General features: G+C 69.4%; 18 protein-coding genes. 8 read left to right on the top strand and 10 right to left on the bottom strand.

The genetic code is table 11. The features are described 5' to 3' along the window. The first annotated feature begins 57 nt into the window (after positions 1-57). Together ACFYRH_RS07270 and ACFYRH_RS07265 are read left to right on the top strand one after the other, a co-directional pair. Positions 58-306: a hypothetical protein gene (locus ACFYRH_RS07270; RefSeq protein ID WP_387769523.1), complete on the top strand. Its 249-nt coding sequence runs from the start codon at positions 58-60 to the stop codon at positions 304-306. Further along, on the top strand, positions 263-1162 hold the full coding sequence (locus tag ACFYRH_RS07265) for a LysR family transcriptional regulator (RefSeq protein ID WP_387769520.1): 900 nt from the start codon (positions 263-265) through the stop codon (positions 1160-1162). The genes ACFYRH_RS07270 and ACFYRH_RS07265 overlap by 44 nt, the downstream gene beginning before the upstream one ends. A gap of 60 nt (positions 1163-1222) precedes the next feature. Here the strand turns inward: ACFYRH_RS07265 and ACFYRH_RS07260 are convergent, their stop codons facing one another. Beyond that, positions 1223-1990 carry an SDR family NAD(P)-dependent oxidoreductase gene (locus ACFYRH_RS07260; RefSeq protein ID WP_387769517.1) on the bottom strand — a complete coding sequence of 256 codons (768 nt, stop codon included), beginning with the start codon at positions 1988-1990 and terminating at the stop codon, positions 1223-1225. Positions 1991-2045: 55 nt separating this feature from the next. On the opposite strand from ACFYRH_RS07260, the gene ACFYRH_RS07255 reads away from it, so the two are divergent. The 4 genes from ACFYRH_RS07255 to ACFYRH_RS07240 all read left to right on the top strand — a co-directional run bounded on the left by ACFYRH_RS07255 (position 2046) and on the right by ACFYRH_RS07240 (position 5950). Further along, positions 2046-2690 carry a pyrimidine 5'-nucleotidase gene (locus ACFYRH_RS07255; RefSeq protein ID WP_387769514.1) on the top strand — a complete coding sequence of 215 codons (645 nt, stop codon included), beginning with the start codon at positions 2046-2048 and terminating at the stop codon, positions 2688-2690. Between the two features lie 96 nt (positions 2691-2786). Continuing rightward, entirely contained in the window at positions 2787-3485 is a 699-nt protein-coding gene (locus ACFYRH_RS07250; RefSeq protein ID WP_387769512.1) for a FadR/GntR family transcriptional regulator, read from the top strand. Continuing rightward, positions 3482-3910, top strand: a complete 429-nt coding sequence (locus ACFYRH_RS07245; RefSeq protein ID WP_387769509.1) for a GNAT family N-acetyltransferase — start codon at positions 3482-3484, stop codon at positions 3908-3910. Before ACFYRH_RS07250 ends, ACFYRH_RS07245 begins: the two co-directional genes overlap by 4 nt. Before the next feature lie 72 nt (positions 3911-3982). Continuing rightward, entirely contained in the window at positions 3983-5950 is a 1968-nt protein-coding gene (locus tag ACFYRH_RS07240; RefSeq protein WP_387769506.1) for a glycosyl hydrolase family 28-related protein, read from the top strand. Between the two features lie 14 nt (positions 5951-5964). Here the strand turns inward: ACFYRH_RS07240 and ACFYRH_RS07235 are convergent, their stop codons facing one another. Further along, complete coding sequence (locus ACFYRH_RS07235; RefSeq protein ID WP_387769503.1) at positions 5965-7524, bottom strand: MFS transporter; 1560 nt, start codon at positions 7522-7524, stop codon at positions 5965-5967. Between the two features lie 117 nt (positions 7525-7641). Between ACFYRH_RS07235 and ACFYRH_RS07230 the strand changes: the two genes are divergently transcribed. Beyond that, positions 7642-8085 carry a MarR family winged helix-turn-helix transcriptional regulator gene (locus ACFYRH_RS07230; RefSeq protein WP_387769500.1) on the top strand — a complete coding sequence of 148 codons (444 nt, stop codon included), beginning with the start codon at positions 7642-7644 and terminating at the stop codon, positions 8083-8085. A gap of 10 nt (positions 8086-8095) precedes the next feature. Then, positions 8096-9247 (top strand): pyridoxal phosphate-dependent aminotransferase, encoded by a 1152-nt coding sequence (locus ACFYRH_RS07225; protein WP_387769497.1) that lies wholly within the window; start codon positions 8096-8098, stop codon positions 9245-9247. A 143-nt stretch (positions 9248-9390) separates the two neighbouring features. Here the strand turns inward: ACFYRH_RS07225 and ACFYRH_RS07220 are convergent, their stop codons facing one another. From ACFYRH_RS07220 to dnaJ, 8 genes are all read right to left on the bottom strand, one after another. Then, positions 9391-9990 (bottom strand): hypothetical protein, encoded by a 600-nt coding sequence (locus tag ACFYRH_RS07220; RefSeq protein ID WP_387769494.1) that lies wholly within the window; start codon positions 9988-9990, stop codon positions 9391-9393. 100 nt (positions 9991-10090) lie between these two features. Next, positions 10091-10438: an ArsC/Spx/MgsR family protein gene (locus ACFYRH_RS07215; RefSeq protein WP_387769491.1), complete on the bottom strand. Its 348-nt coding sequence runs from the start codon at positions 10436-10438 to the stop codon at positions 10091-10093. Between the two features lie 15 nt (positions 10439-10453). After that, entirely contained in the window at positions 10454-10918 is a 465-nt protein-coding gene (locus ACFYRH_RS07210) for a hypothetical protein (protein WP_387769488.1), read from the bottom strand. A gap of 74 nt (positions 10919-10992) precedes the next feature. After that, entirely contained in the window at positions 10993-11586 is a 594-nt protein-coding gene (locus ACFYRH_RS07205) for a hypothetical protein (RefSeq protein ID WP_387769485.1), read from the bottom strand. Between the two features lie 77 nt (positions 11587-11663). Further along, the gene (gene clpB / locus ACFYRH_RS07200) at positions 11664-14279 is read right to left on the bottom strand and encodes an ATP-dependent chaperone ClpB (protein WP_387769482.1); all 2616 of its coding nucleotides are present in this window, start codon (positions 14277-14279) and stop codon (positions 11664-11666) included. A 123-nt stretch (positions 14280-14402) separates the two neighbouring features. Then, entirely contained in the window at positions 14403-14936 is a 534-nt protein-coding gene (locus tag ACFYRH_RS07195) for a GNAT family N-acetyltransferase (RefSeq protein WP_387769479.1), read from the bottom strand. 457 nt (positions 14937-15393) lie between these two features. Further along, positions 15394-15864, bottom strand: a complete 471-nt coding sequence (locus tag ACFYRH_RS07190) for a heat shock protein transcriptional repressor HspR (RefSeq protein ID WP_387769476.1) — start codon at positions 15862-15864, stop codon at positions 15394-15396. Continuing rightward, positions 15864-17039, bottom strand: a complete 1176-nt coding sequence (gene dnaJ / locus ACFYRH_RS07185) for a molecular chaperone DnaJ (protein WP_387769473.1) — start codon at positions 17037-17039, stop codon at positions 15864-15866. Before dnaJ ends, ACFYRH_RS07190 begins: the two co-directional genes overlap by 1 nt. Positions 17040-17053: the final 14 nt, after the last annotated feature.

The raw sequence follows: 17053 nt of genomic DNA, 5'->3' as shown, positions 1-17053 counted from the left end.
ACTCTGCGCAGAACTTTCATTGGACGTATCAACGGTCTGATTCTTACCGTCGAAGGCATGCACTACGTACCGTTCTCCGTCATCAAGTCGATCCACGAACAGACCCACTCCGCGATGCCGGACGCCCCGATCCGGCCCGTTGTCCCGAAACGCCGTCCGATCCGCGCCGCCGTACGCCGTTGGCGCGACCGGCGACCCGCACCCGTCCCAGCGCCCGCTGCCGAACTGAAGCTGATCGACGGCCTGTGCGAAGCTGAGGTCCGTGATCGAGGTACGACGCCTGAAGGTGTTGCGCGCGCTTGCTGACCACGGGACCGTGACCGCGGCCGCCGAGGTGCTGCACCTGACGCCCTCGGCGGTCTCCCAGCAGCTGGCCGCACTCGAGTCCGAGATCGGCCAGGAACTGCTCGAACGCCGCGGCCGCCGGGTCGCGATCACCACGGCCGGCCGCCTGCTCCTCGCCCACGCGGACACGATCCTCGCCGAGGTCGAACGCGCCGAGGACGCGATGCGCCTGCACGCGAGCGGCGCCAACGGCGAGGTGCGCGTGACCGCCTTCGCCACCGCGATCACCTTGCTGGTCGCCCCGACCCTGACGCGGCTCCGGGAGACCACCCCAGGTCTCGACCTGGTCGTCCGCGACGCCGAAGGCCACCAGGGCATCACGCAGCTGCTCGACGGCGACGCCGACCTCGCGATCGCCGTCGAGCACCGCGGCTCACCACGCCCCGACGACCGGCGTCTGGTCCGGATCCCCTTGTACGCCGAGCCGTTCGTCGCCGTCCTGCCACCGGCACACCCGGCCGCGGGCCACGACACGATCGAGCTGGCGATGCTCGCGCACGACGACTGGGTGATGACGACGCCCGGCAACCCGATCCGCGACGTCGTCGTCCTCGCCTGCGAACAGGCCGGGTTCCAGCCGCGGATCGTGCACCAGTCCGACGACTTCCGCGCGGTCGCCGCACTCGTCGCCGCCGGCGCGGGTGTCTCCCTGGTCCCGCGCCTCGCCGTACCCGAGCCGACGCTGGCGCTGATCCGTCCGCTGCCCGATCCGGCCCCGACCCGCCGGGTGTACGCCGCCGTTCGAGCGAGCCGGGCCGATCACCCGCTGATCACCGCCACGCTCGACGTCCTCACCGAGGTCGCCGAGAAGCTCTGAGATCACCACGGCCTTCCGGATCACGCCGGCGTCCTCGACCGCCCGCGGCAGGTACGCCGGTCAAGCTCGCCGGCGAGGGTCCAGTCCCACGGTCGACACCCGGGCGATGAGCGCGCGCGGCGTGAAGCGCGCCGCGATCACCAGCAGCTTGTAGCGGCGGCTCGGGATCGAGATCGCCTTGCCGCGCATCAGGTCCTTCCAGGCCGCGTCGACCAGATCGGCCGCGTCCAGCCACATGAACGACGGGATCAGCGACTTGTCCATCCCCATCCGCTCGTGGAACTCCGTGTGCACGAACCCGGGGCACAGCGCCATCACCGCGACGCCGTGGGCGTGCAACCCGGTGGCCAGCCCGGCGGAGAAGGTCGTCACCCACGCCTTGTGCGCGCTGTAGACGTTGCGCTGCAGGAATCCGGCCACCGACGACACGTTGATCACCGCACCCGAACCACGCTCGATCATCGGCAGTACGGCGGCGTGCGTGAGCCGCAGGACCACGCGCACCAGCAGATCGAGTTGCTTCTCCTCGACCTCGACCGGGTTCAGCCAGAACGGCTTCTTCTGCCCGAAGCCGGCGTTGTTCACCAGCACCTCGATCGGACCGGTGCGGAACCGCTCCTCGACACGCGCCAGGTCGTCCGGGTCGGTCAGGTCGGCGGTCAGCACCTCGCACTCGACACCGTGCAGCCGGGTGATCTCGGTGGCGACCTCCTTGAGCCGCGCCTCGTCCCGCGACACCAGCACCAGGTCGTAACCCTCGCGCGCCAGCTTGTCCGCGAACGCCCGGCCGATCCCGGTCGCCGGTCCGGTGACCAGCGCAGTCGCCATGGTGTGCCGTCCCTCCCGTAGGTACAGAGCCCAGTGTGTCACCTACGCTGGTCCGGTGCTGGCGGACATCGACACCTGGGTGCTGGACCTCGACAACACGTTGTACCCGGCCGCTTCCGCCCTCGCCGCGCAGCTCACCCACGGCATCCTCTCGACCCTGGCCGAGCACTACGGCACCGACCTCGCCGGCGCCCGTCGCCTCCAGTCCGAACTGGTCGCCAAGTACGGTACGTCGCTGCGCGGCGCGATGCTGACCGGCACCATCGACCCGCACGACTTCCTCGGCTTCGAGCGCCGGATCGACTACTCGGTGATCGGCCCCGACCCGGTCCTGGCCGCCGCACTCGAGACGCTTCCCGGGCGCCGGTACGTGTACACGAACGGATCGGCGTACCACGCGGAGCAGGCGCTCGGGCGGCTCGGCGTGCGCGACTGCATCGACGGCGTGTTCGACATCCTCGCCGGCGGCCTGATCCCGAAGCCGTACGCCGAGAGCCTGGACGCGTTCCTGACGCGCTTCGGGATCGACCCGGCGCGGGCCGCGATGTTCGACGACCTCGAGGTGAATCTCGCGCTGCCGCACGAGCGCGGGATGACGACCGTGTGGGTGACCGGCGGGACGCCGTACGAACAGCTCGCGGCGCGGCGGTGGCGGGCGGCCGACGTACCAGGGTTCCTCAGCGCGCTGCCAAAGATCTGATGAATCGCGGGCTACGACCCGTCGTCTCAGCCTGGCGATGGGCGATGTGACCGTAAATGGTCTGAGGACTTAGGCTTCTGGGGAGGAGGTGAGGGGATGGCTGCAACGGACAAGGCGCTGGCCGGGCTCCGGCAGATGATCGCGTCCGGCGAGCTCGGACCGGGAGCGAAGTTCCCGCCGGAGCCGGAGCTGTGCGACCACCTGGGGGTGTCCCGCAGCTCGCTGCGCGAGGCGGTGCGGTCCTTGGGGGCGCTCGGGGTGATCGAGTCCCGGCACGGCTCGGGGACCTACGTGTCGGCGCTGGACCCGGCGACGATCATCCGCCGGTTCTCGCTCTCGGTCGAGCTGATCCCGCTCGAGGGGGTGCTCGAACTGCTCGAGGTACGCCGGGTGCTCGAATCGCACGCGACCGCGGCCGCGGCGGCCCGGCAGGACCCGGAGCTGGCGGCGCGGCTGGCCGCGATCCTCGATCGGCTCGAGTCGACCACCGACGCGACCGAGATCCAGCACCTGGACGCCGAGTTCCATGGTGAGATCTGCGCGGCCGGCGGCAACCAGACCGTCACCGCGCTGACCGACGTGATCCGCGGCCGCGGCGGCCACTACCGGATCTTCGAACCAGGCTCGGACTTCGACGCGATCAAGCAGACCAGCGACCGCGGCCACCGCGCGATCCTGCACGGCATCACCAGCCGCGACCCGGCGGCGGCCGCCACCGCGGCCTCCGACCACATCGCCCAGACCGAGCGCTGGCTCCGTGCCCTCCGCCCGGTCCCCCAGCCGGACCTGCCGTGAACTGGACACTCCGCCCCGCCACCGCGGCGGATCTCGAGGACCTCGTCGAGATCCGCGCCGTCGTCATGCGCCCGGACCTCGAACGCCTCGGGCGGTACGACGCGGTTCGCGTCCGCCAACGGATGCGCGACGCGTTCGTCCCGGAGCACACCCGGATCATCGAGGTCGACGGCGAACTCGCGGGTTCGATCACGCTGCGGCCCGCCGACGACCGACAGTGGCTCGAACACTTCTACCTCGCCCCGGCCCACCAGGGCCGCGGACTCGGCACGGCCGTGCTGACGTCCGTCCTGGAGAGCGCGGACGCGACCGTCGGGCTGAACGTCCTGCAGGGCAGCCCGGCCCGCACGTTGTACGAACGGCACGGCTTCGTGGTGGAGAGCGAGGACCCGGTCGACGTCTTCATGGTCCGTAAATTTCTCTGACCTGTCGAGATCTTGCGCACCTGGCGTCGGGTGCATAACCTCCAGACACTTCGTCCGGGAGGGGATCCGCCGATGTCCCGTTCGCGCTTGCTCACGGTCGCCCTGACGACCACGCTGACCACCGCCGCCCTAGGCGCACTGCTTGTCACTCAGCCGGCCACCGCCCAACCCAGCACCCCGCGGATCACCCGCGCGGGCCTCGATCCCGCATTGGTCGCCGGCCGCGGAGCCGACGTACCGTTCGTCGAGCAGGAGGCGGAGAACGCCGTCTTCACCGGCGAGCGGATCGGCCCTGGCCGCGAGGCGTACACCCTCCAGGCCGAGGCCTCCGGGCGCACCGCCGTACGACTACGGCCGCGGCAGTACGTCGAGTTCACGCTGACCCGGCCCGCGAACGCGCTGACGCTGCGGTACAGCATCCCGGACGCGCCGACCGGTGGCGGGATCACCGCACCACTCGACGTATCCGTGAACGGGAAGCACAAGCGGGCGATGACGCTGACGTCGCAGTACGCCTGGCTGTACGGGATGTATCCGTTCTCGAACGACCCGAACGTCGACCCGATCCCGGGTTGGTGGAAGCCCGAACCGGACCCGGTCGCCAAACCGTTCCGGCCGAACCACTTCTACGACGAGCAACGCGTGCTGCTCGACCGGACCTACCAGGCCGGCGATCGCGTGCGGTTCGCCGTACCGCGGATCACGCCGGCTGCCTGGACGGTCCTCGATGTCGCGGACTTCGAACTGGTGAAGGCACCGTCGCGGCAGCCGGCGCGGTCGCTCGACGTACGGCTCTTCGGGGCCGACCCGACCGGCCGGCGGGATGCCGCTCCGGCGATCGAGCGGACGATCGCGGCAGCCCAGCGGATCGGCTGGTCGGTATTCCTTCCGGCGGGCACGTTCCAGGTGAACCGGCACATCGTTGTCGATCGGGTGACCATCCGCGGCGCCGGCAACTGGTGGACGATCATCAAGGGAAAGGTCCTCCCGCTCGCGGAGCCGGCACCGGACAAGTCCGTGCACACCGCACCCGGGTTCTACGGCCGGTACGCCGCCGACGGCGGGAGCACCGGCGTACATCTGTCGGACTTCGCGATCGAGAGCGACGTCCGGGAACGCATCGACACCGACCAGGTGAACGGCATCGGCGGCGCGATCGGCGGCGGCTCGACGATCGAGAACCTCTACCTGCACCACACGAAGGTCGGCATCTGGCTGGACGGTCCGATGGACGGTCTGCTGATCCGGAACAACGTGATCACCGATTCCATTGCTGATGGCATCAACCTGCATCTCGGCGTGTCGAACGTCCGGGCCACCAACAACTTCGTCCGCAACAGCGGCGACGACGGGCTCGCGATGTGGTCGGAGTCGAACGCGTCCGGGCTCGTCAATCACGGCAACGTCTACGACCACAACACCGTGCAGACGCCGGTCCTCGCGAACAACATCGCCGTCTACGGCGGCCGGGACAACGCGGTGACCGACAACCTGGTCGCCGACCCGATCCGCGAGGGCAGCACGCTGCATGCCGGTTCCCGGTTCGACGCGACACCGTTCGAGGGGACGCTGACCTTCGCCCGGAACACCACGGTCCGCGGCGGACCACGCGATCTGAACTGGGACATCGGTCTCGGCGCGATCTGGCTGTATGCCCTGCAGTCCACGATGTCCGGCTCGATCGAGATCACGGACAGTTCGTTCCTGGACTCGACGTACAACGCGATGCTGTTCGTCGTCGACTGGCCGGTGAAGGATCAGTACGCGATCACGAACGTTGCCGTGCGCAACATCAAGGTGGACGGGACCGGGACGAACGTGGTGAACGCGCGGGCCGGCGGCGGGGCGACGTTCGAGAACGTCGACGCGCGGAACGTCGGCGCGCCGTTCGTGAACAACTGCGGGACGTTCCACTTCGACGGGCCGGCGGAGTTCGAGGTCCGCGACCTCGGCGGGAACGACGGCGGCTGGACCGGCGCGACCTGGTGCGAGGACCGCCCCACCGTCGTACCACCCCCGCCGCCGTCACCCTGGAACTGAGGACGCTCAGCCCATCACGATCGTCCGGCGTCGGCCGGCTCACGCTGGTCGGCCGAAGACTCCGGCGATGGTGATGGCGTGGGGCTCCGGAACGCCAGGACGAGGACGATCGCCCCGACCAGGACGATGCCCGCGCCGACCAGCGCCGCAGTGTGCATGGCGTGGATGAAGGCGTCGTTCGCGGCCTTCACCAGTTCCGGGCGGCCGAGCGTGCCCGCCACGTGCCGCGTTGCCTCGGCCGAGGTCCCGGCGGCCTCGCGGGCACCTTCCGGCAGACCGGTCAGCGCCGACCCGATCCGGTGCTGGTACGTCGACGAGACGACCGTCCCGAGAATGGCGACCCCGAGAACGCTGCCGACCTGACGCAGGACGTTGTTCACCGCGGAACCAGCCCCCATCCGATCCAGCGGGAGGGTCGCGAGTACGGCGGTCGTGGTGGGTGCCGTGGTCATCCCGATGGACAGGCCGACCAACGCCCCGATCACACCGATCCACACCAGTGACGTGTCGACGTCGTACAGCAGGTTCAGGCTGGAACAGACGGCCAGCATGAAGACCGCCGAACCCGAGACCTTGGCGACTCCGAAGCGGGCCGCCAGCCGGGCACCGAGCTGCGATCCGACGATGACACCGCAGGCAGCCGGCAACGACATCAGACCGGCCGACAGTGCGCTCATCCCGCGCGCGCCCTGCAGGTAGAAGGCGAGGTAGAAGCTCTGGCCGGTCAGCAACAAGAAGACGACCGCGAGGGCGAAGTTGCCGGCGGCGAAACGGCGGTTGCGGAACAGCCGCGGGTCGAAGCTCGGCTCCCGCTCCCGCCACTCGGAGACGATGAAGCCGGCGAGCAGGACGAGTCCGCCGGCGATGCTCGCCCAGACCTGCCAGCGGTTCCAGCCGCCCTGGTGACCGCCTTCGATCAGGCCGTACGAGAGGCCGAGCAGGCCGAGCGTGGACAGGCCGAGGCCGAGCGGATCGAGCCGGCGGCGCTGCGGACTGCGCGGGTTCGGGAGGACGAGGGCAGCGCCGACCAGGCCGAAGGCGACGATCGGCAGGTTGATGGTGAAGACCGAGCCCCACCAGAAGTGGTCGATCAGCAGGCCACCGAGGACCGGTCCGACGGCGACACCGACGCCCGCGGACGAGCCCCAGATCGCGATCGCACCGGCCCGGCGCTCCGGCGGGAAGGTCCAGCCGATGATCGCCATCGAGGGCGGCATGATCAGAGCGCCGCCGAGGCCCATCGCGGCGCGGGCGAGGATGAGCGCGACCGGTCCGGTGGCCCAGGCGGCCCAGGCCGAGGCGGCGCCGAAGATCACCAGACCGGCCATCAGCACGGTGCGATGGCCGTAGCGGTCGCCGAGCGCGCCGGCCAGGAACAGCGCGGTGGCGAACAGCAGCGAGTAGATGCCGACGGCCCACTGCAGTTGGCCGGGCGTGGCGCCGAGCCCGGCGACCGGGTCGGCGAGCCGTTCGAGAGCGATACCGAGGACGGTCGAGTCGATCCAGATCAGGACGGCCGAGACCACCAGGATCGCGAGGATGCGGCGCTGCCGCGGGAGGTCGATCGTGGACACGAAGTCTCCTATGATTGTCAGGACCCTGACGAGGTTTCTCATGGTCCTTGATTGACAGGAACCTGTCAATCATCTTTTCGTGATCCCGCCCTGGGTGGGCCCGGCAGAATGGGGCGCATGGACTCCTCCCCCGACCCCGCATTCGAGGACGGCTGCGTCACTTTCCTCGTCCGGCATGCCTGGCTGAGCATGCGCTCGGCGCTGGCGGAGGTGCTCGCCGAGCACGAGCTGTCGGTGCAGCAGTACGGGACGCTGCTGTGCGTGCGGAAGGACCCGGGCCTCACCATCGCCGACGTCGGCCGCGTCGTCGGCACCACGCGACAGTCCGCCAACGAACTGATCACCGGCATGGAGCGGGCCGGTCTGGTCGAGCGGCAGCCGAACCCGAAGGACCGACGTACCCAGCAGGTGCACCTGACCGCCGCCGGGGCCGGCAAGCTGGACGAGGCGACGCCCGCGATCCGCGAACTCGAGGAAGAACTCGAGGCCTCCTTCAACCGCACCGACCGCACCACCGCCCGCGCCTGGCTGACCCACATGGTGGAGACGCTCGACAGTTAGTCTCGTTGGCATGCGTGCACATGCTGAGCGGTTGACCGGGCTGGGTACGACGATCTTCGCCGAGATGTCCGCGCTCGCGGTGGCGACCGGGTCGGTGAACCTCGGGCAGGGTTTCCCGGATCGCGACGGGCCCGACTCGCTGCTCGAGGACGCGATCGCGGCGATCCGCGCGGGCGCGAACCAGTACCCGCCGGCGCGTGGCATTCCCGCGCTCCGCGAGGCGATCACCGAGCACCAGAAGCGGTTCTACGGCCTCGCATACGACCCGGACACGCAGGTCCTGGTCACCACCGGCGCGACCGAGGCGGTGGCCGCCGCACTGCTCGCGTTCGTCGAGCCCGGTGACGAAGTGATCGCCCTCGAGCCGTACTACGACTCGTACGCGGCCGGCATCGCGTTCGCCGGCGGTCGCCGCGTCCCGGTCACGCTGCGCGCACCGGCGTACCGTCTGGATCTCGACGAGTTGCGCGCCGCGGTCACCCCGCGGACGAAGGTGCTGCTGATCAACTCACCACACAACCCGACCGGGACCGTCCTCACCGACGAGGAACTCCGCGGGATCTGCGCGGTCGCGATCGAGCACGATCTGATCGTCATCACCGACGAGGTCTACGAACACCTCGTGTACGACGGACTTCGGCACCGGCCGCTGGCGTCGTACGAAGGGATGGCGGAGCGGACCGTCTCGATCAGCAGCGCCGGGAAGACGTTCGCCGTCACCGGGTGGAAGATCGGCTGGGTCACCGGGTCGCCCGAGGTGGTCACTGCGGTCACCACCGCCAAGCAGTTCCTCACCTTCACCTCCGGCGCCCCCTTCCAGCCGGCCGTCGCCAACGCGCTTGCCCTGGGCAACGACTACTTCGACGCCCTCCGCGCCGACCTGCAGTCCCGCCGCGATCTGCTGGCCGACGGCCTGGCCACGCTGGGCTTCGAGGTGCACCGCCCGGCCGGCACCTATTTCGTCACCACCGACATCCGCTCCCTCGGCCACACCGACGGCATCGAGTTCTGCCGCATGCTCCCCGAACGCACCGGCGTAGTAGCCATCCCCCACCAGGTCTTCTACGACCACCCCACCTACGGCCGCCCCCTGGTCCGCTGGGCCTTCTGCAAACAACCCGAAGTACTCCAGGAAGCCCTGAACCGCCTCCAAAAACTCTGAACTGTGGATGCGCGCGACATCGGCCTCCTGGTTGTGAGACGATAGCGACAGCTCACCTCGCGCTGCTGGGTGAGAAGTGAAGCTGGGATTCCCGCCGGAACGACGGGCCCCAGCTTTCGCGCTTTCTGGAGCTCGTTCGCCCATCACCGCACGGCGACCCGATGGATCGTCACGACAGCAGCCATCGCCGCCAGCCAGCGTTCCTCGCCCAGCACCGACGCCGACATCGCCCCGGCAACCGCGTCAGGTAGCCAGAGCATCGGCTCACCGACCGGACGCGCGAACCCCACCTGCAGCTCGTGGGAGATCAACCGCTTCCGGCGAGCACTGTCGACGAGCCGGAGGTCACGCCGATCCTGTACCGCGGTCCGTGACTCCAGCCACGCCTCGCAGACACCGAACTGATCGAGTTCGTACAGCAATCGCTCGAGACAGCACCGGCGAGCGCGCTCCTGCCGAGAGCGCTCCATCGGCTTGCCGACTGTCAGAATCGCGGCGATGTCCATCTGAGCGACCGCCTCGGCAATGAGATCGCGTCGCTTCACGGACTCGCCGACCCAGTGCAGCCGAACTCCGGGCTTGATGCTCAGATCCTGGAGTTCGCGGCGCAGCTCCGCGCAGCGCGCGTCATCGGTGACGACGGCTGCCATCGTGTAGGTTCCGGCGCTGCCGGCAGGACCGACGACGACAGACTCGTCCACCCAGGCGGACAGGGTGAACGTGGGTTCGGGCGGACTCGGCATTCATGGAATTCTCCAGGAAATGCCGCGCCGGACGCCGTCGTCGTCCACAGTGTCCTGGGGCAGGACGGGGCAGATCGGGGCAGATCGCAGCCGGTGCGCCTCACGGGAGGAAGGATTGGAGGGTTTTGGGGTCCCGAGCTATGTGGGTTGCATGGACGGTGGTGATGATCGGGCGCTGGATGAGGATGGGGTGGGTGACCATCGCCTGGATCCAGTCGGGGCGGTGGGATGCGTCGCGCGGGAGGTCGCGGAGTGGTTGGGCTGCGGGCTCGTTGTGCCGGACGACGTCCCATGGGTCGAGGTTCAGGCGGGTGAGGAGCTCGGTGAGTTCGTCTGTGGTCGGTGGGTCGTCGAGGTAGCGCCGTACGGTGTAGTCGACGCCGGCTTCGTCGAGGGCCGTGGTGGCGGCTCGGCATTTCGAGCAGGCGGGATTGATCCAGATCTCCACGAGGGTCTCCCGGCGTCAGCGGTGGTGGAACCAGAGTTTGGTGGGCTGCTGCAGCATCAGGACCAGCAGGGTGACGTGGATGGCCAGGCCGAGCAGGCCGGCGGGGAGCGCCATCACGCCGCCGGCGATACCCATCGCGGCGACGGCGATCAGCACGTAGCGGGACCACGGGCGGCGCTTGCGGAGGTAGATCGCGGGGACCATGTAGATCACCGCGCAGACGAGCGTCGCGGCGGCGGCGATCGGGGTGTTGCCGCGGGAACCGGTGAGGACCTCGGAGATCTGGTCGCCGGCGGACGTCACGGTGAGCGCGGCCAGCAGCAGGCACATCGCGCCGAGCCCGAGCGAGATGACCGAGGCGACCTTCACCTGCTTCGGAGTCGTCGCCTGATAGCTGTACGTGTCCGGCACGGCACCGAACAATCCGCTGTACGGCCCCGGCCCACTCTCACCCGGATCGTCCCGGCGCTGCCCAGTCATCGGCTCCGAACTTCCTTCCACGACCCCCGCACCCCCGATCCTCCCAGATCACCCAAACCAGACCCGGCAGGCCACTAACGCACGGTGATGTCGAGGTGCGGAAACGCGAAGGGGTACGTCGTGAGCGGCGCAAGGTCGACGGACGGCCGAAAGCGCACGGTCGTGCCGGTGGTCCCGTCGGACTCGAGCGGTTCGAGATCGGTGACCGGGATGCCGTGTTCATACCGTTGGGTCCACGACCCGTTGACGCGACGGTTGGTGTGGACCAGCCACTCACTCAGGGCAGCGACGACCGACATGCCGCGCCGTGGGTGACCGTCCGGGAGGAGCGGCGCGACGGGATCGTCGAAGAAGCGCAGGTCCTTCGTGGCCATGATCGGCTTCTTCACGACGGTGCCGTGTTCGTCCACGCGGGTGTCGGTGCCGCGCCCGTTGTCGGCGATCGCGATCGAGCCGTCGGCGTACCGCGTGATCGAGCAGACGCCCCGCACCCCGGCCGACTCGGCCTCGTCATCGGGGTAGGCGAGCACCTCCAGAACCAGGTGGAGTACGCCGCCCGGCGCGTACCGCTCGACGTCGGCGCGGATCGCCGCGAGGTGTTCCTGGTCGACCGCCGCCGCCCAGTCGTGCGTGGTGTTGATCCAGTCCGCGCGAGATGGTTGCGTCACTTCCCCATTCTCCCTGCCCGGTGGGGCGTGGACAGCAGTCGGGGCCCGGTCGTCGTGACCGGGCCCCGAACGGCTTGTCAGGCTGCGGAGACTTCCAGGGCGTCCTTGGCCTCGTTCAGCGTGACCTTGACGGTCTCGCCGTCGCGGATCGAGCCGTCGAGGAGCCCGCGAGCCAACTCGTCGCCGATCGCGGACTGCACCAGCCGGCGCAGCGGGCGGGCGCCGAACACCGGGTCGTACCCGGTCATCGCCAGCCACTCCATCGCGCCCTCGTCGACCTGGAGCGTGATCCGCCGGTCGGTCAGCCGGCGCTGCAGGCTGTTGATCTGCAGGCCGACGATCTGCGTCAGCTCCTCGCTGCCGAGCGCGTCGAACAGCACGATCTCGTCCAGCCGGTTGATGAACTCCGGCTTGAAGGACTGCCGCACGACCGCCATCACCTGGTCGCGCTTGGCCTTCTCGTCCAGCTTCATGTCGGCCAGGTACGCCGAACCCAGGTTGCTGGTCAGGATCAGGATCACGTTCCGGAAGTCGACCGTCCGGCCCTGGCCGTCGGTCAACCGACCGTCGTCCAGCACCTGGAGCAGGATGTCGAAGACCTCCGGGTGCGCCTTCTCCACCTCGTCGAGCAGGATCACGGAGTACGGGCGGCGACGGACGGCCTCGGTGAGCTGGCCACCCTCCTCGTACCCGACGTACCCGGGCGGGGCGCCGACCAGCCGCGCGACGCTGTGCTTCTCGCTGTACTCCGACATGTCGATCCGGACCATCGCCCGCTCGTCGTCGAACAGGAAGTCCGCGAGCGCCTTCGCGAGCTCGGTCTTGCCGACACCGGTCGGACCGAGGAAGAGGAACGAACCGGTCGGCCGGTCCGGGTCCGAGATGCCCGCGCGGGCCCGCCGTACGGCGTCGCTCACGGCCTTGACCGCCTCGCGCTGACCGATCAGCCGGCGGCCCAGCTCGTCCTCCATCCGGAGCAGCTTGCCGGTCTCGCCCTCGAGCAGCCGCCCGGTCGGGATGCCGGTCCACATCGCGATCACTTCCGCGATCTCGGTCGGCCCGACCTCCTCGTTCACCATCGCCTCGGGGGTCGCCTCGTCGGGCTCGGGCTCGGCCTTCGCCTGCTCCTCGACCGCCTTCAGCTGGGTGAGCTCGGCCTCCTTCTCGGACCACTCCTTGAGCAACTCGATCTTCTCGTCGCTCTCGGGCAGCTCGGCGATCCGCCGCTTCAGCTGGTCGATCGTGGTGCGCACCGCGTCGATGCGCTCCTTGACCTCGCCGACACGGTTCAGACCGGACTTCTCCTTCTCCCAGCGCGATTCCAGCGCCCGCAGCTCCTCCTCGCGGTCGGCGAGGTCGGCGCGCAGCCGCTCCAGCCGCTCCTGCGACGAGGCGTCCTCCTCGCGGGACAGCTGCAGCTCCTCCATCTTCAGCCGGTCGACGGTACGCCGCAGCGAGTCGATCTCGACCGGAGAGGAGTCGATCTCCATCCGCAGCCGGGACGCGGCCTCGTCGACCAGGTCGATCGCCTTGTCCGGCAGCTGGCGGCCGGTGATGTAGCGGTTCGACAGGGTCGCGGCGGCGACCAGTGCGGAGTCGGAGATGGCGACCTTGTGGTGGGCCTCGTACCGCTCCTTCAGACCGCGCAGGATCGCGATCGAGTCCTCGACCGAGGGCTCGCCGACGAACACCTGCTGGAAACGGCGCTCCAGCGCCGGGTCCTTCTCGATCCGGGTCCGGTACTCGTCCAGCGTCGTCGCACCGATCATCCGCAGCTCACCGCGGGCCAGCATCGGCTTCAGCATGTTGCCGGCGTCCATCGCGCCCTCGCCGGACGCACCGGCGCCGACGACGGTGTGCAGCTCGTCGATGAACGTGATGATCTGACCGTCGGATTCCTTGATCTCGGTCAGCACCGCCTTCAGACGCTCCTCGAACTCACCGCGGTACTTCGCTCCGGCGACCATCGCACCGAGATCCAGGCTGATCAGTCGGCGGCCACGCAGCGACTCGGGCACGTCACCGGCCACGATCCGCTGGGCCAGCCCCTCGACGACGGCGGTCTTGCCGACGCCGGGCTCACCGATCAGCACCGGGTTGTTCTTGGTCCGGCGCGACAGCACCTGGACCACACGACGAATCTCGGAGTCCCGGCCGATCACCGGGTCGAGCTTGCCGTCCTTGGCACGCTCGGTCAGGTCGACGCCGTACTTCTCCAAGGTCTTGGTGGTGCCTTCGGCCTCCGGGGAGGTGATCCGCCGGTTGCCGCGCATCTGGGCGAACGCCTCCAGGAGCGCGTCCGGCATCACGCCGAGCGCGTTCTTCGCGGCACCCTCGACGGTCGCCAGCGCGATCAGCAGGTGTTCGGTGGAGACGTACTCGTCCCCGAGCCCGAGGGCCCGCTGCTCTGCCTGGTTCAGCACCTCGAGGGTCTTCTGCGAATAGCTCGGCGCCTGCACACTGCCGCCGCTCGCCTTCGGGAGCCTGGTCAGCTGCTCGGCCGTCTTCCGGCGGACCGCGTCCAGGTCCCCGCCGGCGGCCTCGAGCAGGCCGATCGTCGTCCCCTCGGGCTGCGCGAGCAGCGCGGAGAGCAGGTGAATCGGTTCCACGGTCGGGTTGCCCGCCGCGGACGTCTGACGGATCGCGACCGACAGGGTTTCCCGGGCCAGCGTCGTCAACCGCTGAACGTCCATCTGGTTCCAGCCTTTCAGTTCCAGCAACAAACAGTCACTAGACACAACCTATCCAAAGTTGAGTCCATTCCACTCAACTCTAGATAATCTCAGGGCTGATTCAGGGTCGCTCAGCGCTCGCGGTCAGCTGAACTCCGACGCGCGCATCCGGTACACCTGCAGGTTCAGGTCGTAGTACTTGTCGGTCTCGCCGACCCACTGCATGCCGAGCCGGCGCGCCGTGGCGATCGCGCGCTTGTTGGCCGGCCGGGCGACCGCGAACAGTTCGTCGACCTCCCCGTCCTCGAACGCCCAGCGCATCAACGCACTGCTCGCCTCGGTCGCGTACCCCTGCCCCCAGGCGCTCGGCCGCAACTGCCAGCCGATCTCCAGATCCTCCTCGTACGGCGGGAGCAGGCGGATCAGCAGCGCGCCGACGACCTCACCGGTGTCGCGGCGCGCGACCGCCCAGCGGCCGGCCGGTACGACGAAGTTCGGCTGGGCCTCGATCCAGGACTGCAGGATCATCCGCATGGTCGCGACGTCCGGCACCTTGTCGATGGCCGGTGACAACCAGGGCGCGACGTCGGCGGAGCCAAAGATCTCCAGCGCGGCGTCAGCGTCGTCTTCCTCCCAGTCCCGGATCAGCAGCCGGTCCGTCTCCAGCGTCAGCGTCACCTCGCCAGCGTAGGCGGTGGTTGCCCGCAGGCAACAGGCCTGCGCCCGCTCGTCACCCTTGCCCGCGGCGAACACCACTCTCAGGCCCCACCCATCGCCCGGCCCGGCCCTTCGTGCATTTGATGGGCGAACCCTTCCGGGTGCCCGTTCGCTGAGGTCATGCGGAGGGTGAACGGACAAGCCGAGGGGTTAACCCGCGGCCTTCCGGCCGGGCGGCGGGCGGCGGGCGGGCGGGTGGGCGGGCGGGCGGGCGGCGGGCGGGCGGCGGGCGGCGGGCGGGCGGTGGACGCGAGCCGCAGGGCGGTCCTGGAACGGACCACCCTGCGGGGGCCGAAGGGCGCCGGGGGGACAGCGCACCTTCGACTGTGGAGGCGTCGTGGGGGATGACAGCCTCCACCGACCGGAGGTTCCGAGGGGTGGGTCTTTCGGAAGCCTCCGGTGTCCTTGGGGTGAAGGATCAGCGCGAGCCGAGTTCCAGAGGCTGGGTGCGGATCCACCGGGTCGTGGTCTGTTGCCGTCCCATGGCGATCACGTCGCCGGCGGGACCGGCGGAGAAGACCCGGCTGGCGGCGGGACGCTGTGAGACGCCGACGCCGCGCTGGACCTCTGCCAGTAGCTGGTTGACCCGCTTGCGCAGGTCCTCCACTTCGGACTGTAGCGCGAGAATGTGCCGAATACCCGCCAGGTTGATGCCTTCTTCCTGGCTGAGGTGCTGGACGTAGCGCAGCTTCGCCACGTCGTACGCCGAGTACCGCCGGCCACGGCCGGACGCCCGGCTCGGCACCACCAGGCCGAGCCGGTCGTACTGGCGCAGAGTCTGCGGATGCATGCCGGCCAGTTGGGCCGCCACCGAGATCACGTAGATCGGGGTGCGGTCGTCCCAGGTCGGCACCTGGCTGAACGGCAGCCTGCTTGCTCTTGAGGCCATCACGCGCTCCCGAACAACCCGGCCCGCAGATCAGGCTGGTCCGACGCGGAGTTGAACTCCTGCAGCTTCTCCTTCTGCTCGTCGGTCAGCTCGTGCGGCACCTGCACCTCGAGGGTGAGGAGCAGGTCGCCCTTCGTCCCGTCGCGGCGCACCGAACCCTTGCCACGGACGCGCAGCTTGCTGCCGTTCGCCGTACCGGCCGGGATCCGGACCGTGACGGGCAGGCCGTCCAGGGTCGGGACCTTGATCTCGGCACCCAGGGCCGCCTCGGTGAAGCTCACCGGGACGTTCAGCGTCAGGTGCTCGCCCTGACGGCCGAAGATCCGGTGGCCCTTGACGTGCACGGTGACGTAGAGGTCGCCCGCCGGGCCACCCCGCTCGCCGGCCGCGCCCTTGCCCTTCAGCCGGATCCGCTGACCGTCCTGCACGCCCGCGGGGATGCGGACCTGCATGGTCTTGCTCGACTGGCCGCGGCCGGAGCCGTGGCAGGTCTCGCAGGGCTGGTCGACGACCAGGCCGCGGCCCTTGCACTCGGTGCACGGCTCGGTCATGGCGAACACGCCGCCCTGGACCGAGGTCTGCATCCCGGTGCCCTCGCACTTCAGGCACACCTTCGGCACGGTGCCGTACTTCGCACCGGTGCCCCGGCAGGTCGGGCAGGGCTCGTCGCTGGTCATCCGGAGCCCGACCGTGACACCGTTCACGGCCTCGGCGAACTCGATCGTCGCCTCGGTCTCGATGTCCTGGCCGCGCCGCGGACGGGCCGTCGTGGTGGTGGTCGTACGCTGACCGCCGCCGCCGAACATGCCGCCCAGGATGTCGCCGAGACCACCGCCGGCACCGCCGGAGCCACCGCGGTTGAACAGGTCGCCGACGTCGAAGTTGAACCCGCCGCCGCCCTGACCACCACTGCCGCTCGGCATCCGGAAGCCACCGCTGCCGAACAGCCGGCGCGCCTCGTCGTACTCCTTGCGCTTCTTCGGGTCGCCGACGACGTCGTACGCCTCGGAGACCTCCTTGAACTTGGCCTCCGCCTTGGTGTCCCCGGCGTTGGAGTCGGGGTGGTACTGGCGTGCCAGCTTGCGGTAGGCCTTCTTGATCTCGTCGGCCTCAGCGGTCTTGGAGACGCCGAGAACCTTGTAGAAGTCCTTCTCGAGCCAGTCCTTCGTGCTCATTCGACGCCTCCTCT

It is taken from the genome of Kribbella sp. NPDC004875, assembly GCF_042873375.1.
In the GTDB taxonomy this organism is placed as follows: domain Bacteria; phylum Actinomycetota; class Actinomycetes; order Propionibacteriales; family Kribbellaceae; genus Kribbella.
This window is presented reverse-complemented; position numbering and strand designations above follow the sequence as displayed.